The 25387-nt window shown below is 40.4% G+C and carries 31 protein-coding genes, 3 tRNA genes and 1 other RNA gene; 21 read left to right on the forward strand and 14 right to left on the reverse strand.

Annotation, left to right across the window (positions count from 1 at the left end; translation table 11 throughout):
* Nucleotides 1-1027, reverse strand: a 1027-nt coding sequence (locus F7B60_02890; protein MCE4614463.1) for a DUF763 domain-containing protein, incomplete at its 3' end; no start/stop codon positions are given.
* 147 nt (nucleotides 1028-1174) lie between these two features.
* On the opposite strand from F7B60_02890, the gene F7B60_02895 reads away from it, so the two are divergent.
* Nucleotides 1175-1600, forward strand: a complete 426-nt coding sequence (locus tag F7B60_02895; protein MCE4614464.1) for a CBS domain-containing protein — start codon at nucleotides 1175-1177, stop codon at nucleotides 1598-1600.
* Nucleotides 1601-1606: 6 nt separating this feature from the next.
* Here the strand turns inward: F7B60_02895 and F7B60_02900 are convergent, their stop codons facing one another.
* Nucleotides 1607-2290 carry a metal-dependent hydrolase gene (locus F7B60_02900; protein MCE4614465.1) on the reverse strand — a complete coding sequence of 228 codons (684 nt, stop codon included), beginning with the start codon at nucleotides 2288-2290 and terminating at the stop codon, nucleotides 1607-1609.
* A gap of 125 nt (nucleotides 2291-2415) precedes the next feature.
* Between F7B60_02900 and F7B60_02905 the strand changes: the two genes are divergently transcribed.
* Nucleotides 2416-2967: a nucleotidyltransferase gene (locus F7B60_02905; protein MCE4614466.1), complete on the forward strand. Its 552-nt coding sequence runs from the start codon at nucleotides 2416-2418 to the stop codon at nucleotides 2965-2967.
* A 1-nt stretch (nucleotide 2968) separates the two neighbouring features.
* On the opposite strand, the gene F7B60_02910 is transcribed toward F7B60_02905, so the two are convergent.
* Entirely contained in the window at nucleotides 2969-3136 is a 168-nt protein-coding gene (locus tag F7B60_02910; GenBank protein MCE4614467.1) for a 50S ribosomal protein L40e, read from the reverse strand.
* A gap of 279 nt (nucleotides 3137-3415) precedes the next feature.
* Here F7B60_02910 and F7B60_02915 point away from each other — a divergent pair, with 279 nt between their 5' ends.
* Nucleotides 3416-3829, forward strand: coding sequence for a hypothetical protein (locus tag F7B60_02915; GenBank protein MCE4614468.1), 414 nt, complete (start codon nucleotides 3416-3418; stop codon nucleotides 3827-3829).
* On the opposite strand, the gene fen is transcribed toward F7B60_02915, so the two are convergent.
* The 5 genes from fen to F7B60_02940 all read right to left on the reverse strand — a co-directional run bounded on the left by fen (nucleotide 3830) and on the right by F7B60_02940 (nucleotide 8085).
* On the reverse strand, nucleotides 3830-4876 hold the full coding sequence (fen, locus tag F7B60_02920) for a flap endonuclease-1 (protein MCE4614469.1): 1047 nt from the start codon (nucleotides 4874-4876) through the stop codon (nucleotides 3830-3832).
* Nucleotides 4877-4882: 6 nt separating this feature from the next.
* The gene (locus F7B60_02925) at nucleotides 4883-5101 is read right to left on the reverse strand and encodes a hypothetical protein (GenBank protein ID MCE4614470.1); all 219 of its coding nucleotides are present in this window, start codon (nucleotides 5099-5101) and stop codon (nucleotides 4883-4885) included.
* 127 nt (nucleotides 5102-5228) lie between these two features.
* Nucleotides 5229-7442, reverse strand: a complete 2214-nt coding sequence (locus F7B60_02930; GenBank protein MCE4614471.1) for a CDC48 family AAA ATPase — start codon at nucleotides 7440-7442, stop codon at nucleotides 5229-5231.
* A gap of 140 nt (nucleotides 7443-7582) precedes the next feature.
* Complete coding sequence (locus F7B60_02935) at nucleotides 7583-7861, reverse strand: elongation factor 1-beta (protein ID MCE4614472.1); 279 nt, start codon at nucleotides 7859-7861, stop codon at nucleotides 7583-7585.
* 14 nt (nucleotides 7862-7875) lie between these two features.
* On the reverse strand, nucleotides 7876-8085 hold the full coding sequence (locus tag F7B60_02940; protein MCE4614473.1) for a zinc finger domain-containing protein: 210 nt from the start codon (nucleotides 8083-8085) through the stop codon (nucleotides 7876-7878).
* A gap of 93 nt (nucleotides 8086-8178) precedes the next feature.
* On the opposite strand from F7B60_02940, the gene pth2 reads away from it, so the two are divergent.
* A complete protein-coding gene (gene pth2 / locus F7B60_02945; GenBank protein ID MCE4614474.1) occupies nucleotides 8179-8547 on the forward strand; it encodes a peptidyl-tRNA hydrolase Pth2 in 369 nt (122 codons plus the stop codon).
* Nucleotides 8544-9575 (forward strand): tRNA pseudouridine(13) synthase TruD, encoded by a 1032-nt coding sequence (gene truD, locus F7B60_02950; protein ID MCE4614475.1) that lies wholly within the window; start codon nucleotides 8544-8546, stop codon nucleotides 9573-9575. The genes pth2 and truD overlap by 4 nt, the downstream gene beginning before the upstream one ends.
* A 15-nt stretch (nucleotides 9576-9590) precedes the next feature.
* Here truD and F7B60_02955 read toward each other — a convergent pair whose 3' ends face one another.
* Nucleotides 9591-10463, reverse strand: a complete 873-nt coding sequence (locus tag F7B60_02955) for a universal stress protein (protein MCE4614476.1) — start codon at nucleotides 10461-10463, stop codon at nucleotides 9591-9593.
* Between the two features lie 14 nt (nucleotides 10464-10477).
* Nucleotides 10478-11587, reverse strand: a complete 1110-nt coding sequence (locus F7B60_02960) for a DUF1646 domain-containing protein (GenBank protein MCE4614477.1) — start codon at nucleotides 11585-11587, stop codon at nucleotides 10478-10480.
* Nucleotides 11588-11731: 144 nt separating this feature from the next.
* On the opposite strand from F7B60_02960, the gene F7B60_02965 reads away from it, so the two are divergent.
* A complete protein-coding gene (locus F7B60_02965) occupies nucleotides 11732-13117 on the forward strand; it encodes a chloride channel protein (protein ID MCE4614478.1) in 1386 nt (461 codons plus the stop codon).
* A 44-nt stretch (nucleotides 13118-13161) separates the two neighbouring features.
* Here the strand turns inward: F7B60_02965 and F7B60_02970 are convergent.
* A tRNA-Asp gene (locus tag F7B60_02970) sits at nucleotides 13162-13239 on the reverse strand.
* Between the two features lie 63 nt (nucleotides 13240-13302).
* Here F7B60_02970 and F7B60_02975 point away from each other — a divergent pair.
* The 8 genes from F7B60_02975 (at nucleotide 13303) to F7B60_03010 (ending at nucleotide 18701) form a co-directional block, all read left to right on the forward strand.
* Nucleotides 13303-14520 (forward strand): hypothetical protein, encoded by a 1218-nt coding sequence (locus F7B60_02975; protein MCE4614479.1) that lies wholly within the window; start codon nucleotides 13303-13305, stop codon nucleotides 14518-14520.
* A gap of 17 nt (nucleotides 14521-14537) precedes the next feature.
* Nucleotides 14538-14903, forward strand: a complete 366-nt coding sequence (locus F7B60_02980) for a hypothetical protein (protein ID MCE4614480.1) — start codon at nucleotides 14538-14540, stop codon at nucleotides 14901-14903.
* Between the two features lie 287 nt (nucleotides 14904-15190).
* Nucleotides 15191-15676 carry an NUDIX domain-containing protein gene (locus tag F7B60_02985; GenBank protein ID MCE4614481.1) on the forward strand — a complete coding sequence of 162 codons (486 nt, stop codon included), beginning with the start codon at nucleotides 15191-15193 and terminating at the stop codon, nucleotides 15674-15676.
* Nucleotides 15677-15679: 3 nt separating this feature from the next.
* Nucleotides 15680-16675, forward strand: coding sequence for a TIGR00269 family protein (locus F7B60_02990; protein MCE4614482.1), 996 nt, complete (start codon nucleotides 15680-15682; stop codon nucleotides 16673-16675).
* A gap of 25 nt (nucleotides 16676-16700) precedes the next feature.
* Nucleotides 16701-16919 carry a ribosomal protein L13e gene (locus F7B60_02995; protein ID MCE4614483.1) on the forward strand — a complete coding sequence of 73 codons (219 nt, stop codon included), beginning with the start codon at nucleotides 16701-16703 and terminating at the stop codon, nucleotides 16917-16919.
* Between the two features lie 47 nt (nucleotides 16920-16966).
* Nucleotides 16967-17044 (forward strand) — tRNA-Glu (locus F7B60_03000).
* Nucleotides 17045-17453: 409 nt separating this feature from the next.
* Nucleotides 17454-17852 (forward strand): hypothetical protein, encoded by a 399-nt coding sequence (locus tag F7B60_03005; protein MCE4614484.1) that lies wholly within the window; start codon nucleotides 17454-17456, stop codon nucleotides 17850-17852.
* Nucleotides 17853-17879: 27 nt separating this feature from the next.
* Nucleotides 17880-18701 (forward strand): aldo/keto reductase, encoded by an 822-nt coding sequence (locus F7B60_03010; GenBank protein ID MCE4614485.1) that lies wholly within the window; start codon nucleotides 17880-17882, stop codon nucleotides 18699-18701.
* Here F7B60_03010 and F7B60_03015 read toward each other — a convergent pair.
* Nucleotides 18698-19438, reverse strand: a complete 741-nt coding sequence (locus F7B60_03015) for an MBL fold metallo-hydrolase (GenBank protein MCE4614486.1) — start codon at nucleotides 19436-19438, stop codon at nucleotides 18698-18700. The two genes, F7B60_03010 and F7B60_03015, sit on opposite strands and share 4 nt — an antisense overlap.
* A gap of 52 nt (nucleotides 19439-19490) precedes the next feature.
* Nucleotides 19491-19577, reverse strand: a tRNA-Ser gene (locus F7B60_03020).
* 125 nt (nucleotides 19578-19702) lie between these two features.
* Here F7B60_03020 and F7B60_03025 point away from each other — a divergent pair.
* The 3 genes from F7B60_03025 to F7B60_03035 all read left to right on the forward strand — a co-directional run bounded on the left by F7B60_03025 (nucleotide 19703) and on the right by F7B60_03035 (nucleotide 21465).
* Nucleotides 19703-20686, forward strand: coding sequence for a dihydrodipicolinate reductase (locus F7B60_03025; protein ID MCE4614487.1), 984 nt, complete (start codon nucleotides 19703-19705; stop codon nucleotides 20684-20686).
* A 50-nt stretch (nucleotides 20687-20736) separates the two neighbouring features.
* Nucleotides 20737-21044: signal recognition particle sRNA (gene ffs / locus F7B60_03030), an RNA gene on the forward strand.
* Nucleotides 21045-21069: 25 nt separating this feature from the next.
* Complete coding sequence (locus F7B60_03035; protein ID MCE4614488.1) at nucleotides 21070-21465, forward strand: CBS domain-containing protein; 396 nt, start codon at nucleotides 21070-21072, stop codon at nucleotides 21463-21465.
* On the opposite strand, the gene F7B60_03040 is transcribed toward F7B60_03035, so the two are convergent.
* A complete protein-coding gene (locus F7B60_03040) occupies nucleotides 21455-22429 on the reverse strand; it encodes an SIS domain-containing protein (protein MCE4614489.1) in 975 nt (324 codons plus the stop codon). The two genes, F7B60_03035 and F7B60_03040, sit on opposite strands and share 11 nt — an antisense overlap.
* A gap of 64 nt (nucleotides 22430-22493) precedes the next feature.
* Here F7B60_03040 and F7B60_03045 point away from each other — a divergent pair, with 64 nt between their 5' ends.
* The 4 genes from F7B60_03045 to F7B60_03060 all read left to right on the forward strand — a co-directional run bounded on the left by F7B60_03045 (nucleotide 22494) and on the right by F7B60_03060 (nucleotide 25366).
* Nucleotides 22494-23306 (forward strand): hypothetical protein, encoded by an 813-nt coding sequence (locus tag F7B60_03045; protein MCE4614490.1) that lies wholly within the window; start codon nucleotides 22494-22496, stop codon nucleotides 23304-23306.
* Nucleotides 23287-24603, forward strand: a complete 1317-nt coding sequence (locus tag F7B60_03050) for a tRNA pseudouridine(54/55) synthase Pus10 (GenBank protein MCE4614491.1) — start codon at nucleotides 23287-23289, stop codon at nucleotides 24601-24603. The genes F7B60_03045 and F7B60_03050 overlap by 20 nt, the downstream gene beginning before the upstream one ends.
* A gap of 46 nt (nucleotides 24604-24649) precedes the next feature.
* Complete coding sequence (locus F7B60_03055) at nucleotides 24650-24949, forward strand: 50S ribosomal protein L21e (GenBank protein MCE4614492.1); 300 nt, start codon at nucleotides 24650-24652, stop codon at nucleotides 24947-24949.
* Between the two features lie 78 nt (nucleotides 24950-25027).
* On the forward strand, nucleotides 25028-25366 hold the full coding sequence (locus tag F7B60_03060) for a hypothetical protein (GenBank protein MCE4614493.1): 339 nt from the start codon (nucleotides 25028-25030) through the stop codon (nucleotides 25364-25366).
* Nucleotides 25367-25387: the final 21 nt, after the last annotated feature.

Below are 25387 nucleotides of genomic sequence, written 5' to 3' on the forward strand. Positions count from 1 at the left end.
CAGTACTAGAATCGAAGGGATAAGGTGTACCGTCTTTTCCTCCTACTGCATAAGTGTACTTATAAGGCTCAATGAGATGTGTTACATTATCTTTGTCAGGAGAAGGTACATTATAAATTAGATCCGATATTAATGCCAATGCTCGTATAGCAACCGGCCCAGCTCCTCTTACTAAAGCCAATTCTTCCGGGTCACGTGGCTGATAATTGTACAGCATTTCCAGGGATTTCACGAGTTGTTTGTTGGGTTTGACAGGTATATAGTATCCCTTCTTACTTCGTTTTTGAATAGCTGTTCCAGTGTTTATGTAGTCAAGTATGGTCGGGCGGATGAGGGAGTTTGCTTCATTTACTTGGTTTAATATTTTCCCAGGCGGATCTTTAGACAGATCTGTTATAAACCTTAATGGCTCTAAGGCTTCTTTTACAGAAAGATTCAGAGTTACCCTAGTTTCAGGTATACCTGCTATTCCACTGTGTATGTTATGTATTAGTAATTGATCGATGTGATATCTTCTAGCCATTCTTTCCTTCTTACTCATTCCCTGTTGAACTACAATCCACGAACCTGCCTCAGATACTATAAGAGTATGATGGTATAGTTGGTATCCATCCTGGAAGAATGCTGTATCAGCTTTAGCTGCCAATCTAGATGCTTTCTTTAGGTCTTCCATTTTCTTTGATGAAAGATTGTAAAGTTCTCCTACAGCTTTTATTTCATCTGGAACCTTCAGTCCTTTAGATCCTTTCCCACCCAACACTATGAAGCCTAGTTCAGGGTTCTTCCATGTTAGATCTTTTAGAATTCCTGTGAGAACTGTAGTCGATCCTGAGCTATCCCAGTCCATTCCTATCACGTTGTTAAATGCTTGGAACCACAGAGGATCCTTGAGTCCCTCTAATATTGTATCAGGACCAAACTCCAAAATAATTACGTCTAATATATTTCTTGCTAATTCTCTCATTAGTTTTAGCATCCATCTTGGAACATGGCCTGAGTGAAGTGGTAGATCAGCTATTCCAGTCATACTTAAATGCGCTCCAACATTACCGTTGTTTTAAGTCTAATTTACTGGATTAATATATGAGGGGGATAAAGTTTATCCCTTTATTCTGTAAAATATGTCTATTAATTTTTATTTTTTTGGACAATAATTAACAATTAGGGGATAAAAATGGTTCTTCTTAAGAAACAGAGAAAGATTCCTCTTAAAGTCGAAGACATAATGTCTGTACCTCCAATTACAGCACCAGAAGACGTTACAGTCAGTGACGTATCACATTTAATGTATGAGAATAGAATAGGATCCGTTCTTATAGTTGATAATCAGGGTAAGCTAATTGGAATTGTAACTGAGAGGGATATCACTCACGCTTGTGCAATGGGTATTCTTGGAAAGGAAACCAAAATCTTCGCAATTATGACCGAGAATCCTATAACCACAACTCCTCAAGAATCAATCGAAGAGGCTTTCAAAAAGATGAAAACCGGAAATATACGGCACTTACCTGTAGTCGATGAAGAAGGAAGACCTATCGGAGCATTATCGATGCGTGACATTACAGATGCACTATTTAGTTTCATATTAGTACTATTCTAATCTTTTTTACACTTCAATATTCCATACATCACCAGGGTTTAATACCACTACCTTTACACCAGGAGCTTTTTCTTTTACTAGATTCCTAAACTCTTCAGGTGTTCCATATAGTACCGGGAACGTCTTGTAGTGCATTGGAATAGCTACCTTAGGCTTAATCATGTCAACGGCGTATGCAGCCTCTACAGGGTCCATTGTGAAATGGCCTCCTATTGGTAGGATTGCTATATCGGGTTTGTAAATTTTCCCAATTAATTCCATTTCAGATGCTATACTAGTATCTCCTGCATGGTATATAGTAGCCTCTTTGCCCATAACTATAACTCCAGTGGGTGATCCTATCGGGGAACTATGGTTTGCTGGAACGAAAGCTGCTTTCAGCCCATCCAATAGGACAGGGCCTCCCATGTTTGCTCCTATCCCTCTTCCCGTATCGCCTAGTTTCTCCGCAATGTAGTTAGCTAATTCGAAGATTGCGACGACCTTCGCTTCAGGATTATTCTCCATTATTTCGATTGTATCACCAACATGATCGTCATGCCCGTGTGTTAGTATGATATAATTAACGTTCTCCAGATTAGAAGGTTCCTCTACTTTCATAGGATGAGTTAGCCAAGGGTCGATCAGTATCTTTTTACCATCCAAGTAGAGCTCAAAAGCCGAGTGACCATAGTATTTGAGGTATCCCATTTCATGCACCACCTCCAATATGATTTGTTCCACCATGTTATAGTAGCATTGAATTGTTTTAAGCTAATCTCATAGTATTCTTATATTACCCCAGAATGCATACGTCAAGATTTTGGTGTTAGAGCTTGGTTTCGAGGGTTACTTTCGTCAGGGTTTTGAAAAAACTGTCCTCAAGAAAAGTTAAGTATGTAGTTATAGGGGACTCTGTATTACACATAGCGACCGGAGGCTCGTCTATGGGAAACGACATAGACCTATTCGTTTTTCAACCCGATTTACTGGCTGAGGAGGAGTTTTACCATAAGCTTGCAGATGAATTAGGGTGGAGTGTTGGCCAGACATGGTTGGGTACTCCAAAGCTTATTGCCAGAGAAGTCGGTGAGAGTGTTGATGTCGACTTATACACTAACCTATTCGATTTCTTCATCTCACCTGAACTTTTAAAGACAGCTAGCCGTGTTAGAATCAATAATTTCAGGGTTAAAGCAATGGAACCTGAGGCTTATCTTCTTCTAAAGGCAAAGTTCGCTGATGCGTCTAAAATGAAGGAGTTGAAATCTTTTTTTGGTAGCCGGGGTTTTAATCAGAGGAAAATAGAGGAATACCTTAAGCTTATGCCTAGAGAAGATGAACGTGTAGTTAGAAGGAAACTCAGAGATATAGGGTTCAACGTTTAGATTACTTCTTGAACCCCGCTCCTTTCTTCTTAGGTCTCAAATCTCTACTTTTACATCTCCTACATTTAGTGGCTCCAGGCGGATTTATTGCACCACAACGCCTGCATATCATTTTATTTAATACTCTAGCTTCGACGATCGCAATTTTCTCCGGGTCAGTCACCGGCATTTTTTCTCACCCATTAGCCCTCTTCAAATCCTTGAAGTAAACAGGCTTTTAAGAATTACCTTACCATACTCTATCCTAGTATGTTAATGTTTAAAGTCTATACACATTAAAGCTTAACCATACTGGGGATACGGGGTACTCTGATTAACAATAATGATGAGGTGATGAATAACGGTAAAAATTCCGCTGGACACTATTTGCGTTAAAAGCGGTGTTCTCTGCCCGAACTGTAGGAGAAAAGTAGAGAGCGGCCTTTACGACCCTTTCGAAGTTGATTTAATGAGAGTTCTCCTCGACCTTGAGGAAAAAGGTGAGTCTTGGTTAAGGAACAGTGAGTATGTGAAAGCCTACATGTTCGACGGTTTCCTCGTTATATTAATACGAATAAGAAATGCCTTTGGTTTCAACCTGAATAGAACGGCGAGGGAAATCGCAAAAGAAGTGGGGGCAAAATTCGTCAAGATAATTGACTACAGAGGTAAAGATCTACGTTATCTAGCACAACAACTGCTTGCACCGGCTAAAGTTCACGGCGTTAACATAGTCTACCTGCCAGATGGTTCCACTATGTATACTATAAGAGTTAGCAGACGAGATCTCCATAGACTCCAAGTTGACAGAGAATTACTTGAAAAGGCTTTAAGTAAGATTTATGGGGAAAAAGTAGCTATAGTTCCAGAAACCTTATCCTAGCTAACTGAACCACTTGTCTAAACTAGTCATTTGTGTCCGTAGGTTCTCTCTATAAGCCTTTCTGAGACGCTCAATAGCCTTTTCTACTCTTGTAGGATTGAAATCATGTATCTCAACTAGTATCCTATAAATCTCCTTCTCGTTAGGCTGACTCCACGTTATGATATAGTCATTTGTAACTACAGGATTCATGAAGTAATCGAATACCCGTCTTACGTCAATATTCGCACTTACTTCAATATACTTAATGATCTCTTCCATATTACCAAGAGTTTTAACTAGTTTCAAAGCAGTCTTAGGACCTACTCCTTTCAGCCCGCCTGGATTATAGTCGGTTCCTAGCATTATCCCAATAAGAACTAATTGCTCCCTAGATATTCCTAGTGATTTAAGTAAGATGTCTAGCTCGACTACTTCAGGTTTTATATCTGTATACAAGTCTCGTCCAGGAAGCTTCCGCCTCCCAGTTATACCTAGATTTCTCACCAACCTAGGTGTACCAAAGAGAAATGAATCGTAATCTTGGCTTCCTGAAGCCCACGCATCTCCCTTTCTTGCGATATATGCTGCCTGGGCTTCCCCTTCTTGCGGAGCTTGGATAAAGGGTATACCCATCGACTTAAGGAGTAATTTGGATTCCTCTACCATTTCACTGGTAAGTCTAGCAGTTGCTTGAGCATATTTCCTCATGGCCCCTATGTCTCCTGCCTCCACGGCTTTCTTATATTTCTTATCAGCCTCTAACTTCATCTCCATTCTTTTCTTGATTTCAGCTCTCTTCATTTCAGGAGGATTGCCGTCAAATACATAGGCAGGCTTGACACCTTCTTCAGCCATATTGATTGATCTATAGAATAGGCCGCTCAAATGGCTTGTTATTCTGCCTTCATGATCCATTAGAGGCGTCCCGTCAGGTTGCCTAATGGCTGCGAGAAATTGGTACAGCATATTATATGCATCCAAAGCTATGATTCTTCCCTTCAAATCCCGTAGGTCTACTTCTTTCTTAACATCACCTGGAATTAACCCCCTAAGATTAACCCCCATTTCTCATCATTCCCCTCTAAGTCTTATTAGAAGCTCATCACCGCTCACTGATACAAAGATTAAGTCTCTCATTTCAAGGATCATTAATGCCTTATAAAATTCTGATTTACCTATACCATATTGCCTGAATAACCGTATAAACAGTTCTTTATCAGTAGTCCCCCCTTTCACATTCTGTAATTCTTCATATACTATGTTTATTACAGGTAAAGGCTTCCATACCAATGCTAAAGCACCTCTCTTTCATTTCCGATGGATATCCATCCGATAAGCTGACTAAAAACCTCATAGAGAGGTTGTCATTTTTATATTGGCTGTAATCCCTGTGATATATTTAACTCAAAAATAGGTTTTATGTATATATAGTTGGTTTAGCCCTCATCATATCCTTGCTATACCTTTGTTTAGCTTTTTCCATCCATTCCTCATAGTATCTTACCATTTGCTCGTTTATACTAGGGCGTACCTTCTTCAAGGCCTCATCGAAATGCCGCATTCTCACAATAGTTGTAGATAAATCTTCTCTAAGTGCTATTAGAGCAGCTTCCCTTACTAAAGCTTCTATATCCGCTCCTGTATATCCCTCTGTATTCTCGGCTAGCTCTATGAGGTTTACATCTGTAGACAGAGGTACTTCTCTTGTATATATCTTTAGTATTTCTAGTCTAGCCCTCTTATCTGGAGGTGGTACGTAAACTAGCTTCTCAAGTCTCCCTGGCCTGATTAGAGCAGGATCTATCATATCGGGTCTGTTGGTAGCTGCAATAACTATAACGTTTTCCAACCTTGCAATTCCATCCAACTCTGTTAGAAGCTGTGAAACTATCCTCTCCGACACACGGGAGTCTAATGCATATCCCCTTGCAGGAGCTATCGCATCTATCTCATCGAGAAATACAACAGTCGGTGAATATTGCCTGGCCTTTCTGAATATTTCCCTTATAGCCTTCTCACTTTCACCAACCCATTTACTCAATACTTCGGGGCCCCGTACTGCAATGAAACTCGCTCCACTCTCTGTTGCTGCTCCTCTAGCGAGTAATGTTTTCCCCGTCCCAGGAGGACCGAAGAGCAGTATTCCTCTGGGAGGCCTTATTCCAAGCCTGGTAAAAGCCTTAGCGTACTTTAAGGGCCATTCTACAGATTCGATAAGCTCCATTTTAGCTTCTTCTAACCCTCCAATATCAGTCCATTTAGTTTCAGGAACCTCGATGAAAATTTCTCTAAGCCCACTAGGTACTATTTCGTTAAAAGCAGCCATGAAATCCTCCATTCGAACCTCCATTTTCTCCAGTATCTCAACAGGAATCTGCTCTTCTTCCAAGTCGATCTCAGGTAAGTATCTTCTTAGTGCATGCATTGCTGCCTCTCTTACTAGTGCCGCTAAATCTGCCCCTGTATAACCATGTGTTATTTCTGCCATCTTCTCTAAATCCACATCATCGTTTAGGGGCATATGTCTTGTGTGAATTTGTAGGATCTCCAGTCTCCCAGTCTTGTCCGGTAATGGAACCTCTATCTCCCTGTCAAATCTACCCGGCCTTCTAAGGGCAGGATCCACAGCGTTAGGCCTATTAGTAGCTGCAATGACAATGACGTTCCCTCTCGACCCAAGGCCGTCCATTAAAGCCAATAATTGCGCTACAACCCTTCTCTCTACTTCTCCTACAACCTCGTCTCTTTTAGGTGCTATTGCATCTATTTCATCGATAAATATTATACTTGGAGCATTCTTCCTAGCCTCTTCGAATATTTCTCTGAGCCTTTGCTCGCTTTCTCCGTAAAACTTACTCATAATCTCAGGTCCATTTATGGCAATAAAATAAGCATCACTCTCGTTTGCAACAGCTTTAGCAAGAAGCGTTTTACCTGTTCCGGGAGGTCCATATAGCAATACTCCTTTGGGAGGTTCTATGCCAAGTCTCTTGAATACCTCAGGATGTCTTAGCGGTAACTCAATGAGTTCCCTTACTCTTTGAACTATCTGTTTTATCCCACCTATATCTTCATATGTTATACGAGGAACACCTATCTGGGAAACCGGCTTACCTAGAATCTCAATTACTGTATCTTCGGTTACAATAACAGGCCCCTTAGGTTTTGTTGAAACCACCATTAATGGGATAGCTTGGCCTATAACAGCCACCATTATAATATTTTCTTCTAGCAAAGGCTGGTTTATCAATTTCTTCTTAACAAATTTCTTGAACCCCTCATCAATACTCATAGTATAGTTAGTGGGAGCAAGTTTTACTTTCACGGCTTTTCTCGAATCAGCTTTCCTAACTATTACCTTATCTCCTATATTTACTCCTGCATTTTTCCTTGTCACACCGTCCATTCTAATTATATCCAGACCACTGTCCTCAGGTAAAGCAGGCCATACTATTGCTACAGTTTTCTTCTTTCCTTCAATCTCCACTATATCTCCAGGTTCTAATCCTAGCTTTCTCATTATAGCCATGTCAATCCTAACTTTGCCCCTACCACTATCCCTCGGCTTTGCCTCGGCGACACGTAAAGTTACTTCCTTTTTATCGTCTTTCTCAGGTGCCTGTGCTGCCATAATCTCCACCTTTAGGCGAATTTACCCATTTTATTATTGCTAGTATTCGAGGGTTTTTTAACTAATGGATAATATTTTTGCAAAGTCTAACTAGGTAGATCGGAACCTGGAATGAAGAAAACTTGCTTAAGAAATCGAGCTTAGAACTCACTAAGTCTGTGAACAGCCTCTATCTCAACTTCATCGACTAACTCGTGGCTCTTAAGTATTTCCTCTAAAGTATCTGTACCTCCCTCAGTTTCCTCGGGAATCACAACATAAAGTTTCAGAGCTTTATATCCGTATGCTATGGGTTCCTCAACTGTTTTAGCGATATCATAGCCCTCAGGGAGTTTCCTCCTAATATCATCCACTAGAGAGTCAAAATCAACATCTACTCCGCTCGGAAACACTTTTGCAACTACTAGTACCTTAGCCATCTAATCTCACCACTCTAAGGGCCTTCAAACCCACATACTGGGCACTTGTATTTAACCCCTAGTGATCTACATCTAGCACAGCGCCAGATAACTATCTTACCACAGTTAGGGCAAACGAAACTGGTTGCTCTGTCTCCCGGGTGTATTATTCTACCGCAACTAGTACAGACTGGAGTTTCAACAGTATCGTAGAGGCTTATCTGATTTGGTTGACCGACACTCACTTCTCTACACCCTCCTAAACATCCCTCATAGCTCTTGGGGTTATTTAATATTATATTAATATACAGTAACGTGAATTTTTATGGGATAGGAACATGGCTGGTTACAAACAGGCATTAGTTCTTAGAAGAGATCTTGGAATGGGGCCTGGTAAAGCGGCTGTACAAGCTGCACACGCATCTGTGGAGGCTGTATTCCTAGTACTTGATTCTCCCAATAGGAAATGGAAGCTTTGGCTCTCAGAGTGGAAGCTGAGTGGACAGAAAAAGGTAGCATTGCGGGTTAACAGTTTCGATGAACTGATCAACATTTACAATGAGTGTAGAAGTATGGGTTTACCTTGTAGTATTATACGTGACGCCGGGCTAACTCAATTACCCCCAGGGACTGCTACTGCCATTGCTGTTGGACCGGGACCGGGAGAAACTGTGGATGAAGTCACGGGGGAGTTGAAACTTTATTGAAGAACAAAAACTATCGTTTCACTGAATCCTTATACGGATTTCCCCAAGGCCTCATTAAATGCAGAGCCCGGATAAGAGATTTTGTGGTAGCAGAACATCTGCTGAGAGATGGGGGATCTAAATATCTGTATATGATAAGGAAGCCCAGTGGAATTGGTTTCCTTGCATTTCTAGATAGGCTTACCAAAAAAATTGGAAAAGTGAGTTTTGCCGGAATTAAAGATACGTCAGCAACTGCATACTTCTATGTTTCAAGTGATCAAAAAATCAGTAATCCAAGTAGGATAATGTGGTTTATAGGTAAAACCAAAGAGCTATCACCTGCTTCCAATGCAGGAAACTCCTTTAGAATAAGTATTGAAATAAACGAGCCGAAAGGTTGTAAGGGTTATTTAGATTTAATAAAACAAAGGCTATGTGAATCACGCCCTACGTATTTCGCGAATTTTTATGGATACCAACGCTTTGGTTTTAGTCGGCCTACAAATCATATCATAGGAAAAGACCTGAAAAACAAAAACCTATTTAGTATTTGGCTTTACGTTAGATCTAAATACAGCAAAAGTCTCCCGCTGATTGAAAGGAATATTCTTAAAAGAGGAATAGATCGTTTAAATATTAACCCTTCGATTCCGAGTGATCTTAAAGGCATAATACTTGAGTCGTATACTTCGTACATTTTTAATAGAGTAGTTTCCAGGTTGGTAGATGTAACTAAACCAATCATATTCGAATCGGATTATGCCTTCCTGGAAAGCATGTTTCGTGGAGGCAAAATTTATTGTGGTAGCAGTGTAACCAATGCTTTCTTTGCTAGAATAGGAATCATAGGAGAAACAATAGATAGTGTAGTATTTGAGGAGGTAGTTAAACCTAGAGCAAATGTATTCAAGAGAAGGCCCGTTTTTGCCCCAGTCTGTAATTATACTTGTTCTAGAAATGGAGACATTTTTGATTTGTCTTTCACATTACCAAGTGGAAGTTATGCTACAGTATTATTGGGTGTTCTAGGCATTTTAGCCGTATAGAAAGATGTTTAAAAATCACTTACAAATGTAAACTGGTATATCGATTTTACTCAAAAGCGAGGTAAGCCGAAACCCTAAACTGAACCCCTTATAGGAGCCCTTGGACCCGACGACGACAATATCTGCATTAAAGGATACTGCAGCCTTTATTAAGTCCTCTACAGGATCCCCTGTCCATACAATGCTATCATATTCAAATTCCTTAAAGCCTTCAAATACTCCTTTAATTCTATTCTTTGTTTTTCCTACAATTTCCTTATCAATTTGTGTTACTATAATGAACACTCTGACGAATGGTTTCTTACCTGTTGCCCCATATATTGATCTAGCAAGCCTTTTGGCGTCCTCTAAACTACATATTAGTGTTTTTACTTCATTCTCGTCATCCGGATTTTCTAGCCAACCTGATACAAGTATGTGATCGAAGTTAGGCTTGGCTCTATTTTCCATCCACTCTTTTTTAACAAGTAGAACTGGTTTATTTGACAGTTGAGCTACTTTACGAGAAGTTGACCCTAAGACAAGCTCTCTGAACCATCCCTTTCCCCCAGTTGCCATAACTATAGCATCTACATTGAGCTCGTCTGCTTGTTTTACAATAACTATAGCAGGATCGCCTGCCCACATAGTACAGATGTTTACTTCCTCGAATAAATCCTTTATTTTATCTTTGTATTCATTTAGTGTCTTCTCAGCCTCTTTGATATACTGTCTCATTATATCTCCAATATCGTAGCCCGCAGCAGGGTGTTCTATTTTCAGTTCATCCAAAACATGTAAAAGCCATATCTTTTTTATACCCATCATATTAAGGGTAGGAAGCCACTCCATAAGTGTTTCAGAATGACTAGAGAAATCTATAGGTACGAGTGCCTTTGTTATAGCCATCCCACATACCTCCTTTATAGTTTAAGTATTTCAACTAGGATGAAATAAATACTCATCAGTACAAGTCCCACGGGAACTCCTATCCTTGCCCATTCTCGAGAGGTTATCTTAAGCCTCCCAGCAGCCACTATATTAGGGATATTGCCTGGTATAAGCATTCCTCCTGAGATTATTAACCCCATTAAAGCGCTTTTTATCTGAGCTACAGCCAAGAACGGGGCTATTTCAGCGGCTGTTAAGGTAGCGTTGTCTAGTATTGCGGAAACCATGTTAACCCAGAAAAGTATGTATGCAGGGATTTTAGAGAAATACCATTTTACTAGAGGAGTAAAACTATTGCCTAGTAATTCCAAAGCCATAACGAACATGTAGACTTTAACTGCTCTCCAAGTAATCGTTCTAAGAGTCTCCTCATACTCACCCATGATTGCTTCTCTTGATCCTTCCTTCGCTGCATCCTTTTTGAGCCTATAGCCTGTATACAGAGATATAGCTATAACTCCTGGGACTATAAAGGGACCTAGTAGCCAGAGAAGATAATCAAAACTCTCTCCAAGCTTTGATATAGCAATAGTTGCTAAAGGCTCGCCAACAGGGGTCAAAGCTGCTCCCATTCCAACAGCAAAAGAGGATATAACAACGAACTCTATTCTAGCTCTTCTGGGCACGGGAAGTGCGGCAGCTATTTCTGCTAGGATTACGGCTGTAACTATGACAGAGATAATACTAGATGTAAGCCCAAATACGGTTACAAATATAACACTAAACCAGAAAGGCCCCACTCGATTATACAATGCTAGTATCCCTGAATTTATTTGTCTATGGTAATAGTAGAAAAAGAGGCCCGCTAGGAACACCACCTGTGTTATTCCGATAGGTTTCCCTGATATGAACAAAGGTGTCCTTAACGCTATTACCAGCAAGTGCTTTGCCTGTTCCACACCTATCAAGCCGGAGAAATAGAGAACAGCAACACCTATACTTCCCATAAGCAAGAAAAAGGGTTCAAGGTTTTCCTCGATTTTCTTACTTTTAAACGGTAGTACAAGAACAAGGAGAAGTATGACTCCTAGTGAGATGACAACGCTAGTGATAGGTTGCTCTGGAACCTCTAAATGGAACATCAATCGTGCACCTCGAACCGGTGGGAAACCCTTGGATTATAATGAACAGAGAGAAACCTCCTTTTAACTATTATATACCAATCCCTAAATCTACCTGATATTTGGATAAGAGATCGGCATGAAAGGCAGTAATGGTGCGGTCAAATGCTTAGATCCAGAATTACTAGGAATATGCTAGTCATGGGAATGGGATGGATAATTCTAATGGCATTTATAACCGGCATACTAACAGGGCTCGTAACGATTATATTTAGCTTATTTCTCCATTATATCGAGGCAATAATCTTACCTTGGATAGGTATCCTTCCATTCGAGCCCGGTAAACCGATAAATGCTTTATATGCTGTAAATTTCGTTAAACATAATTTCAATCCCACAAAGCTTTTAATAGCGTATCTAATAGGTTCAGCATTTTCTGGATATATAGTCTATAGAGTTGCACCAGAAACCGCTGGACATGGTACAGACGTAACAGTAAAAGCAATACACCACTACTGGGGTGCAGTTAGAGCTAGAGTTCCCGCCGTAAAACTATTTACCTCGGGTATTTTTGTAGGAATGGGAGGTAGTGCCGGTACTGAAGGGCCCCTCGTTCAATCTGGTGCAGGAATGGGCTATTTGGTTGCTCAACGTATTAAAGCCGATAAATATCTGAGGAGAATGTTCGCCATTGTAGGTATAGGAGGAGCCATAGGAGCAGTATTTAGGGCTCCACTAGGAGGATCCGTATTCGCCATAGAAGTACTCTATAGAAAAGACTATGAAACAAGCGCTTTCGTTCCCGCTATAGTAACATCAATAACCAGTTACACTGTTTATAGCACATATTATGGTTTTAAGCCTCTTCTACCTCTAGGAAAAATACCTATAGGTGCATGGGACATTCTCTTCGCCATTCTCATAGGAATATTTATAGTACCTTTCAGCATAGCGTTCGTCAAAATATTTTATTGGTTTGAAGAAGGTACACCACAATATTTACCAAATCTATATCAAAGAATTCTTGTCGGCGGGATACTAGCAGGAGTAACTGCTTTTATTATAACTAAAATAGATCCACTCTCTGCTCTTGGACTCGTTTCCAGAGGTTATCTAGCTGTCGAGGTAGCATCAAAGATGGGAAGCATCCCATTAACAACCCTATTCCTCATAGCAATAGGAAAAATATTAACCACAAGTATGGGTGTAGGGATGGGAAATAGCGGTGGAGTGTTCTCTCCAATGATTGTAATAGGATCTTCTGTCGGATTACTTTTAGGGGAAATAATGCAATCTTTGGGGATGCATCTAGCAGGGCCTACATACTTTATTGTTGTGGGAATGTCTGCTATGATTGCAGCTACAGCCAAAGTTCCACTAACCGCTATAGTTATGACGAGTGATATGATGGGAAGTAATTGGATGATACCTGCAAGTGCAATAGGAGCTGTAATAGCTTATGCACTGTCAGGAACTAAATACACTATATATGGAAGTCAGTTAATGGATAGAAGTAGAAGCGTTGCCGGTCGCAAATCCATTCATTTCTAAGTAAGAATTCTTATTTTCTATTTACTAGAAATACGAAAGGGAGCTGGCGCCGTGGCCGGGATTTGAACCCGGGTCACGGGCTTGACAGGCCCGCATACTAAGCCAGGCTATACTACCACGGCTTCCAGTGGTTTCTTTTTAGGTATCTTGATGGTTTATATAGTTTCCTGGAGGGTTGCAGGGATTTGAGCATTCTAGAAAAAGGCTTTTACAAAATAAGGGGCCCAGGAAAGCTTAGACTTACAGGATGTAACATAGATATAATGGGAATAACATGTAGTGGGGAGTGTGATTTTGTAATCCCTACGGGAAGAACCTATCTTTTTAGAGTCAAGGGAAGTAAATGCACGTACATGGCTTCCCCTAGGGAAGCCATGGTCGTAGAGGATGATTGGGGAGGTCTCATATACAGTATTCGGGATAAAATAATATCCATACTAAAAGAAAGCAGTCATGATGGAGTAGTATTCATAGGACCACCGGACTCCTTTAAAAGTACAATTTCAACTCTAGTATTCAATACCATTTTCTCAGCAGCCGATCATCTAGAAGTGAGACCTTGTTATATAACTACAGACGTAGGGCAAAACGAAATATTCATGCCTACTTTCATCTCAGCGACAATCTTACCTGTATATCCAGGCATACAGGTTAACAATACAATTAACTGTTTTACAGGAGCAATCTCGCCTGCCTTTAATACTGAGAAATATCTATGGTGTATCACACATTTAGTCGGTAGACTGCGTTCGGATAGAAATTTTTTCATTGTCGATACAGATGGATGGATAAACAGTTACAAGGCTATATATAGCAAAATGATGATAGCCGAACTCTTTGATGATCCACTAATAGTATACACGGGCTTGGATGAGGAATTTAAGAAGTATCTTTATTATCATTTCAATGACATAACCGAATACAATATACCGAAGAGTATCATAACAAACAAAACCTCTAGTGAAAGAAGAGTTCATCGTGCCCGGCTCGTCTTGAGAGCCTTTAGGGATCCTTGTAGAATTATAATAGATTGCCAGAAGTCCATGATAGCAGGTCTACCCATTTTCCACGGATCCAAAACCGATATATCTCGATTTGGAGTACCAACTGTTATCTACGCGGAAAACTGGAATGGTAAAATTATCGCTGTTTTAGAGGATAAATTCTCATACAAACTACAGGACAAAGATATCGAAGTTCTAAGAAAAAACTGGGAACAAGGGCTTATTGCAGCACTTTACAATAAAGGTGAAGTTAGAGAGGTAGGACTTGTAGAGAAGGTTGATTATAGGAAAAAGAGATTAGCTATAATCACTAATAAAGGGGCGTCCTTTGACTATATTGAAATTGGTAGGACATCATTTCCAGGAGTTCTAGAAACTTTAGAACACTCGTTACAGTAGTATGGGGGAAATGATAGTTGAGGATAAAAGAAATAGTAGTTAACAGTGAAGGATTATCCTTTGTTAGAGATAGTAGGAGAGTGAAAAACCAAGTTATCAACATCACTTTACCCCTAGAAATTCTAGAATGGATAAAATGCGAGAAAAATAGGCGCATTCTACTTAGCGTGTGCAATTTACCTATTTTGAAAAAGAGAATCGAGAACCCTAGATCTCTTAGGAGTCTTATACTTCTGTTTTACTCTATAGCTAAAAATATTCCTCCTTATAAGATAGCCTTGAAATTTGGTGTACACCCTGAACAACTTTACAGACACCGTAGAGCATTAACATCAGCTGGCTTATATAGTGCATTAACTATGATTCTAGAAGAGAGATGTTAGTTAAGAAGGGGCGGACGGGGTCCGCCGCTCTCCCTGGCTGAGCTACGGGCCCAACCAACTCAGCCAAGGCATATGAGAATATGTTTTACAGGAAGGGATTTAAGTATTCCTGTAAAACATGACTAACTCCATGATAAAAACTAAAGACTGCAAAGAAAATTATTCCATATCCGGGCCGTTGACATGGGAACCCGGGGCAATTGCCCTACGGACCTGTCTATGGGATGATGATAAGGCCCGCATGTGAGGCCCCACACCGATTGAAGTAAAAATAAATGGTGAAGGCGTTGAAAGCGGCTGTTCTGGTTGCATATGATAACAAAGGTGTTCTAATGGTACATAAAACATGCAAGGACGGCTATCCCTGGAGCTGTGATCTTGCATTTCCCGGTGGGAGGCTAAAGCCGGGTGAGACTATAATTGAAGGAGCATTAAGAGAAGCTGAAGAAGAAGTTTGTATGAGTAGTGATAACTTGAAGATAAGAAGTATATTACCTCTAGAGCGGCCTTTAAACGTTCCTGATATTATCGTGTATCCTGTATTAGCCGAGATGCTTCCCGGGGCGACAAAACATGTATGCAGTAATGAAATAGATAAAATCCTAATCGTTCCCTGGAATAAAGTCTGTAGTTTCCGTTTAGAACCATGGGTTCATCCTCTTAGGAAAATAGCCATCGAAGGAATAGTCCTGAAAGAAGGGTTGGCAGTCTGGGGAATGTCTTTAAGAATACTAAAAAGAGTTAAAGACCTCATGTGCAGGGACTGGGATTGATCTATGTATAATAAGATATGCCCAGGCGATCCGGAGATATATCAGGTACATAAGAGAAGGGCTATTTCAAAGAAGTGTTTCAAAGAAGATATAAGGAAACGGGTTCAGAATACTGTGTCAAAATTTAACATGTTCACCCCCCACGATAAACTAGTCTTAGGTTTATCTGGTGGCAAAGACAGTTATGTATTGTTAGATGTTCTAGCACAAATACATGATCCAGGGAAGATTATTGGCGTATCAATAATCGAGGGAATCCCTGGATATAATAAACCAGGAGATATCAGATATATGAAGGCTCTTGCCCGGGATAGAGGAGTCGATGTTATAATAACTAGCATCAGAGAATATGTAGGAGAGACATTATATGAAATTGTAAAGCATTCGTGGAAAAATAACTTAAACGTCTCTCCTTGCACTTTTTGTGGGGTATTGAGACGTAGAATACTAAACTATTATGGCAGAATTCTAGGTGCCGATAAAACGGTGACGGCCCACAACCTGGATGATACTGCACAAACAATGTTGACTAATATTTTTAGGGGGGATATAATTGGTTTAATCAGGCAAAATCCGAAGACGACCTGCTCTAATCCCAAATTTGTTAACAAAGTAAAACCACTCCGATATGTTTATGAGTATGAAGCTGCACTATACGCAGCGATCGATGGATTTAAGTTCCAAGACACAGAATGTATGTTCATTAACCAAACTCCGACATTTAGAGCTAAAATCAGGGAAGTACTCTACAAGCTTGAAGCGGAATATCCTGGTGTTACTCAAGACATAGTAGAAACCTTGGATGATGTGACAAGTAAAATGATTAAGAAAAATCTTCTAAAAACAATAAATCTTCCTTTATGCAGGCTCTGCGGAGAACCAACCAATGAAGGTAGAACCTTATGTAAGCTCTGTGAATTACTCGGGAAGGCGGGTATATACAATCCTATATATCAAGTAAACTTTAAAGAATATACCAAGACCATGAGTATAAATTAAGAGGAACCCGAGGGGGGTGTTAAAGGTGTTGAAAGCCTGGGTGAAGATACCTGTTCTGATTAAACAGGGAAGCATGGATAAAGGATGGCGGGTCGGTAAGGGGTTTAGTATAGGAGAACTAAATGAGGCTAGCTTATCAGTTAAAAAAGCCCGTAAAATGGGATTACCTGTTGATACGAGACGGAGAAGCATCCATGAGTATAATGTTAGCAAATTGAAAGAGACACTTGGGAAATCAGAGTAGAACGATTTTTATTAACCAGTCTGATAGGTTATATGACATTGCAGGATGCCGCGGTAGTATAGCCCGGCCAAGTATGCGGGCCTTTCGAGCCCGTGACCCGGGTTCAAATCCCGGCCGCGGCACCATAGAATTTATTTCATAAGGGTGTATGGATGCTTGGAATTGCATGACTTTAAGAACATTTTTGTCGACTTGGATGGAGTCATCTAGCTAGAAGGAAAACCTTTAGAAGAGAATGTCAAGTCACTAAGGAATGCACTTAAACGTGGACTGAATGTGTTTGTAGTCACCAACAATTCAACGAGGAGTAGAAGAACCTACAGTTACCTACTGTGTTATATAGGATTGGAAATCGTTCCCTCGAATATGATAACAAACTCTTACAGTGTAGCTATGTATATAAGGAAAATAGGATGAGAAGGCATTCCAATTCTCCCTATAGGAGAGGCAGGATTGATAGAAGAGCTCTCTTTACAAGAACATGATATTCTAACTATGAGTGAATGGCAGTATGCATGATATGTCGTTGTCGGTTTGAATAGAAATGTTAGCTATGAACAAGTCTCAGCAGGGATCAGAGCTGTCAGAAATAATGCTAGGCTCATTGCCACGAATAGAGGTGAATTATTGCCGTCTTCCACTGCCCCCAAGCTAGGTGCAGGGGGTATTGCAAGTATGATAGAAATCTCTGGTGGTTTGAAGGCTTGGGCAATAACTGGTAAGCCTAGTGATATTCTAAGAGATATTCTTATCGATCTCGTTGGAAGCCTATGGAACTCTGTTTTTATCGGAGACAAGCTTTCTACTGACGGAGAACAAGCTAGGATTATGGGTATTCCAGCGATAATGATGGGCAAACAAAGTTATGATGTCACACGAAAAGATAATATTATGAATGTTTTGTTTGTTAATAATCTTCTTGAGGTTTCATAGACAATTGTTGGGTTATGGCGGGCTGATATGTATATGGATGCACCTTCTAAACAAGAAATTGGTAGAACTGGCGAGTATGTCTCTTCTGTAGGTTTAGGTACTTGGAGTATTAGAGATTACAAGAGAGCTTTTGAAGTATTTGTGGAAGCGTTGAATAGTGGAATTGATAATATCGACACTGCTGAAATGTATGACTCTGGTCGGGCAGAAGAATTTGCTGGGAGAGTGGTAAGAGAAGTCGGTAAGGAAAATGTGTTTATAACCACAAAGATGCTTCCTAGTCATTTAGTAAGTAGAGACCAGGTGATAAAGGCTTCCAAAGCAAGCTTAAGAAGGCTTGGATTAGATACTGTCGACCTGTTTCTTATACACTGGCTTAACCCGAGTTTACCTATTGAAGTTCAAGCTAGGAATTTTGAGGCGGTAGTAGAGGAAGGTTTATCCCGATACATAGGGGTGAGTAATTTCGATATAGACGAACTTCGGGAAGCCGTAGCTTCTACCAAGAAGGCTGATATTGTAGTAAATCAAGTACACTACAGTGTTTATCATAGATACCTTGTTGAACGTGGGCTAGGTGACTTCTGTGTTAAGGAAGGAATAACTATACAAGCGTACACGCCTATAGAAAGGGGTAGAGTAGCAAAAGATGATCTCTTAAAACGGATTGCTTCTCAATATGACAAGACACCTATCCAGGTAGCTTTAAACTACGTAGTATCCCATCCAAAAGTAATAGCCATAATTAAAACTGAGAACCATAATCATTTAATAGAGATTCTTGGTTCATTAGGATGGAACCTTAGTGTAGAAGATATTAGACTAATACAAGAAAAGATTGGTTCTTAGAGGCTTATTGTCAAGCCATCTTTAGGTATAATCATGTTTTTCAGTTTCTTTGTTAACAGTTCCTTAAGGCTGGACTCCGACAAGTGTATCGGAACAATAAGCGACGGGTTTAATAGTGATGCAATTTTTATCGCCTGTGTTACTGTTAAATGGCCTGTAGTTTCAGCTACTTCTTCAAAGTTTGATGGTAAAGTAACTTCTATAAATAAAACCTGTGGTTTCTTAGGTATCGATTCAACTAGGTCTTCTCTATATCCAGTGTCTGAAGTATATACAAGAAGTGGTTTGTCATTCTCATCGTGGAAAACAACGCCATACGTGGGTACCTTGTGGTAGACCTTAAATATACACCCCCAATAACGCCCTGCAAATAATTTCTCACCTGAAGATATCTTCTCTAATTCCAGGTTTAGCGTAGAAGGCATAAATATAGATAGATATGAGCTCAATTCGCTATAAGCGTCTTGATGCGTGAAAACCTTCAAGTATGGACATTTTTTTTCAATAAGTTTTACACCTAGAGATGGTAGCCCAGCCCAATGATCAATATGAACATGTGTTATGTATACATAGTTTATTTCGCAAGGATCTACTCCATGAAGAGTGAGGGTGGATAAACAATTTTCTCCACAATCAATTACAACATTGTTATTATCAGTTGATAGAAAGAGACTAGGACCTCCGTATCCGGGGGGAGGTGCTGATCCACCAGCTCCTACTATCATTGCTTCGAGCATGATTGACACCAATGCTATCGAATAAATGGTGAGGGTAGCTTTGAACCCGAAATGGCGCCGCGGGCGGGATTTGAACCCGCGCGGGAGACCCCCCACCGGCTTAGCAGGCCGGCGCCATACCAGGCTAGGCGACCGCGGCTTCCATTTTTGTTTTGGCAACAGTAAGCGTTTTTAAGGATTCTCCCATCCCTACCATGTTTATATAAGATAGATTTGCCTACTCATCCATTCGGTCGAATAACCTGAACCAGGAGGAGCATGTTCATGAGATTCGCTATATATGGTTTAGGTCCTATAGGGGGTCTTATATCCAAAGTTGCTATAGCTAGAGGCTATGAGCCTATTGCGGCGATAGATATTGATCCAAATAAGATTGGTAGAGATATGGGTGAGATCATTAGTATAGGTGAAAAGATGGATGTTCGAGTTTCAGGAGATCCTAAGGTTTTATATGAAGTGAAACCTGATATCGTTTTCCATGCTACAGGAACATGGTTTCACGACATCTATAAACAGCTTGTTCACGCGATAGATAGTGGAGCAGATATAGTATCTACCTGTGAAACGTTATCCTATCCCTATTATAGGTATCCTGAGCTCTCAAGCCTTCTAGATGAATACGCTAAGACTAGAGGTGTAACTGTTTTAGGTACGGGTATAAACCCTGGATTTTTACTAGATTCCCTCCCAGCATTCATGAGTACAAGTATGGCTATTCTGGAGAAGATAGTAGCGGTCAGATCCCTTGATGCATCTAAGAGAAGAACCTCCTTCCAAAAGAAAATAGGGGTTAATATGGATCCAGAACAATATAAGAAAGCTTTGGCTAGTGGTGAGTTAACAGGCCACGTAGGTTTCGCCGAGTCCGTTTTACTTCTCTCCCAAATAGCAGGTTTAGATATTGATAGAATTAAAGAGGGCCAAGAACCTATTGTGGCTACTGAGAAAGTAAGCGTCAATGGAATGGAAGTGGATGAGGGGAGGGTTATTGGAGTGATTGGTTTTGGTAAGGGCTTTATAGAAAATAAAGAAGTTTTAAGAATAGAAATGAGGGCAGGAATAGGCTTCAAAAACTATGAAGAGATTAAACTAATTGGTGAACCGGAAACGACTTGGAGAAGCACCGGAACACACGGTGATCTCGGAACAGCAGCTGTCATAGTTAACATAGCTTCTAGAGTACTCGATCAACAGCCTGGTCTTATAACAATGGCTGACTTAGTTAAAGGCGGGCACCATATAGTTTAACCCCCCATTCTATAAACTATAATTAGTTTAATACACTATTTTTTCAGTGGCACGCGGGTAGGGCTGAGGGGCTCGCCCTCCCTCATTCCGAAACGGGCGTAATGCGGGGCCAGTAACCCCTCTAGGGGGCAGGAACCCGGGGGTACCGGGAGCTATGGCCTACGAGGAACCCCGCCCTATGGGGCCGGCGGAGGCGGGGTCGTAGCTGGAGGGCTATGGCCACCGTCTTTACCGGGTGAACCTGGCCAGGCCCGGAAGGGAGCAACCTGTGCCCGGACGTCGGCGTTCATGGGTCTACGGGGGGAGAAGGGCCTTGGTTTCCCGCCCGGTTCCATGTCCTCTGGAGCGGAGCCGCGTGCCGTTGGTTTGTGTGGTGTATATCTATGGACTGGAAGGAGAGCGTTGTAAAGATAATGAGCTCTCCACCTGTCGCTATTAAGCCCTCTGACAGGTTGATAGATGCTGCCCGGAAAATGTATCAAAGTAATGTAGGTAGCATAGTTGTTGTAGACAATAAAAACTATCCTGTGGGAATATTAACTAAGAGTGACTTTCTCTATTTTATCGCTACGGGTATTGTTAAGAGGGATCCTTTGATTAAGGAAGTAATGAGATCAGAACCTGTTGTCGTTAAGGTCAATGAAAGTATTAAGGATGCCTATGAAAGAATGAAAAGCCTAGGAATCCGGCATTTACCTGTAGTTGATGATGACGGAGAGGTTGTTGGAATTATTTCAATGCGTGATATACTAATATACGTTTGCAAACCTATTGCTTAAACTTTTCCTCTAACACTTTTCTATAGGCCTTTATATCGGATATATCGTTTGGATTCAATTCTTTCTTCAATGCAACGAATACACTAGTAAAGCCGAATAACCATGCACCATCCAACATTTTTTCAATAATATTACTACCTTCAAGTATAATCTTTTTATTCATAATGCCCTGAACCTCCAGAAAGGATTCCAGCACAGTATCACATCTCTTTTCACCGGAAAAGGCCCCTAAAACCAGCCAATCAACCCTGCTTCTTGCATAACCTACTAAGATGTTATGACCGGCGTCTGGAACTTCTTCTGCTATTGAGACTAGTTTAGCGTTTTCAGCTAACTCCTGTCTACCCCGCAATACAACTGGATAGTATTTTCTACAGGTAATCAAAACCGGGATTTTAGGCTGGTTTTCCACCAGCTTATCTGCAAGTTCTGATGCTTCATTAACAATTCTACTTTTCACCGAGTCCAAGTGGAAAGATGCTTTATTCAATGTAGTTTCTTTAACGTCAAGCACTCCCTCACTAACAAGTATTCTCACAGCAGAAATGAATAAATATGGGAATGAAGCCCTAGGAGGAAAACCTCCTGGTACTTTGATGGTATTCTCCCTTCCTAGCAGCTCTTTAAGCTTTCCACCACTCGTTACCCCCTTGACAGTAGCTTTAGCGTTAATTGCTTCTTTAACAGCCGTCAGAGTCTCTAGAGTGTTACCAGAATAGCTGACAGCTATTACCAATGCCGACTTGTCAACAAGTTTTTTAGGCATATCTATATCCTTCACAGCTACCATAGGAACTTTCGCCTGAAATTCATAGCTGAGGCGGTTTAAGAAATCTCCGACAATACCAGAACCCCCCACTCCAACTATAACGACTTTCGTATAGTTACCTGGGCCATGTTTAGGTAGTTCTAATTTAAAGGACTCACCCACCTGTTTAGGCCATTTCTCATAGATTTCTAACAAGATACCCCACCTGTTTATATTATTAGGGGTTTCAAGGCTATATGTCCAATATAGTGTGATAGCATTGGCTGAAACTGTACTGGTAGCAAATGATGACGGGGTTAATGCTAGCGGTTTTTGGCTTCTAATAGATGTAATCCGCGACTTAGGGTTCAATGTCGTTTTCGCTTCAACATCCGAACCTTACAGCGGAGCAGGCAAATCCATAACGTGGAGTTTCAGGGCTGTTAGGAAAGAGATCAATGGAGTTGAAGGCATAATTGTTGATGCGTCACCATCAACTGCCGTATTATTCTCGCTCAGAAATTTAGGCATCAAACCTAGTTTCATAGTGTCAGGTATAAATCATGGCGCTAACTTAGGTATAGAAGACATTCATACATCTGGTACATTTGGTGCTGCTCTAGAGGGAGCACTTCAAGGGTATCCTTCTATGGCTATCTCTAAATATTTAGCTGGAAATAACCATGCAAACAAACTGTTCAATGACCATGACAAACAATCTGTTAAAACAGTAATAGAGGCTTTCTGGTCCTTTATACTAGACGAAGATTCCATTGAATGCATGCCTCTTAATGTGAACCTACCTTGGAAAAAACATAGAGGTTTCGCTATTACTAGACTATCAAGTAAAGTATACAATACCGTTGAGTTTAAAGAGAAAGGCAATGTTTATAGTCTATCAAGAGGGTTAACAGGGTTCTATGACGACGGTCTAGAAGAGTGTAATGATATATGGGCCGTTTATAACTCATATGTATCAATAACTCCCGTATGTACAAGATGTTTACTTTACAGGAATATCCAGAGATGTTTACAGCAATGCAACTTGAGAAAACTGATTGAGGGAATAGAAAATGGCGTTTACTGCTTATGAAGACCTCATTCATTTAGCTTTGAATATTCTGAGAAAGTACCCTCTTTGCGATAGATGCCTTGGAAGAATGTTTGCTAGACTAGGTATAGGTTTAAATAATAAAGATAGGGGAAAAGCACTGAAAATACTAATTGTTATGTATCTCCACAATAGAATAATCACAGGTGACCAGGAAGCAGTTAAAATATTCCGCGAAACAGCTCCTAACATAGGAGAACCTGCTAGAGGTCTATATGAAAAATTGTTTAACGAAGAGTTACGTGTTAGAAAGTGTTCCATATGCGAAGATAGACTAGATGAAACTATAACTAAAGCCTCAATTATAGCATATAACAAATTAAAGGAATGGGACATAGAAAAGTTCCTCGTAGGTGGACGTGCCCCTTTCGAAACTGTTAGATCAGAGGAATCTATTAAAACCGAGTATAATTTAGCGTATTCTGAGAGCATTAAAAACGAAGTTAAAAGAGAAGTAGGGAAGAAACTACAGGAATATGGGTTGACTGTAGATTTTGATAATCCAGAAGGAGTTATTATGATTGAACTATGGAAGCCGGTTGCAACGATACAGGTTAACCCCGTATTCTTCAGAGGATACTATTGGAAGACTGGTAGAAAAATTAGCCAGTCTTATTGGCCTACCAGGTGGGGATTAAAGTATGATTTCTCTGTTGAACAGGCAACTTGGAACCTCAAAAAGAATATGAAATGTGAGAAAACTATCATACATGCCGCGGGAAGAGAAGATGCAGATGCAAGAATGTTGGGAACTGGCAGACCTCTCATTATAGAAGTTAAACGTCCTAGAAAAAGGAGGATCAATATCGATGAAGTTGAAACAGTTTTGAATGAGGGGGGTAAGGGGTTCGTTCATTTTAAAATCAAAGGATTAGCTAGCAGGCTTGATGTGCGATTATATAAGAATGAATTAGCTAGCATGAGAAAATTATATAAGGCACTTGTTGTATCTGAATCACCTATACTTTCAAGCGATTTGAGTAGGATAGAGTCCGAGTTCCGTGAACGTGTTATTAGCCAGCAAACTCCCATTAGAGTACTTCATAGAAGGAGCGATCTTGTAAGAAATAAAAAAGTATACAAGGTCAAGAATCTTCCTATATCAGAGTATGCCTTCTATAGTTTCATACTAGCGGAAGGCGGCCTTTATGTTAAAGAGTTAATTAGCGGAGATGAAGGAAGGACAAAGCCTAGTTTCGCTGACGTATTGGACGCATCAGTTCATTGCGTTGACTTGGATGTTATAGGTGTTGACTTTGAAGTTCCAGGGCACCTGTAAACTTTATATGGCGAATAAACATCTTTTTCGCTTGGGGTGTGTCTAAATGGTCAGAGCACCTAGAGGATTCAGGCATAAGACTAGGAAGCTTTTGAAGAAGCATACTAGAGAAAAGGGAGGAGTTCCCCCTATTAGCTTACTGCTCCACGAGTATCAGGTGGGAGACAAGGTACATATAATCATTAACCCAGCCATACATAAGGGAATGCCCCATAGAAGATATCACGGAAAGACCGCAGTCATTGTTGGGAAAAGAGGAAAATCATATTTAGTAAATGTTTCCCTGGGTAATAAAAGGAAACTGTTAATAATCAGGCCGGAGCACTTGATACCGGCAAAAGAATAATTTTTACGTACTATCCAAGCTTTAATTACCATGAACCTTTATCATATCTAAAACAGCTTAATGGGTGGGTTTAATTTGGTGTCAAAAAACATTATTAAATCGAAAGCCCTCTCGCTTTCTGAAGCTTATGATGTTATGGTTAAGCGGAGTGAGCAGGAGCCTATGCTTACTGAGATCCAGAGTAAATCTTTAGATTACCTAAAAGATTTTGGTGGCGATAGAGATAAGAACAGAGTTAGAAAGTCGGTTGAGAAGCTTTTGAACCTAGGATTAAAGCCTGAGGTTTCTGTTATCCTCGTGGATGTATGCCCGTCAACAATTGACGAAGTTTTCTCTGTAATGCAAATAGACAAGGAATTCGACCTAACACCTGAAATTGCAAGAGAGGTACTTGAAATAGTAAAGTATTCCTGCTAGTCATACTCTACGTCTAGTTAC

Source organism: Candidatus Tiamatella incendiivivens (genome assembly GCA_015522635.1).
GTDB classification, from domain to species: domain Archaea; phylum Thermoproteota; class Thermoprotei_A; order Sulfolobales; family Acidilobaceae; genus Tiamatella; species Tiamatella incendiivivens.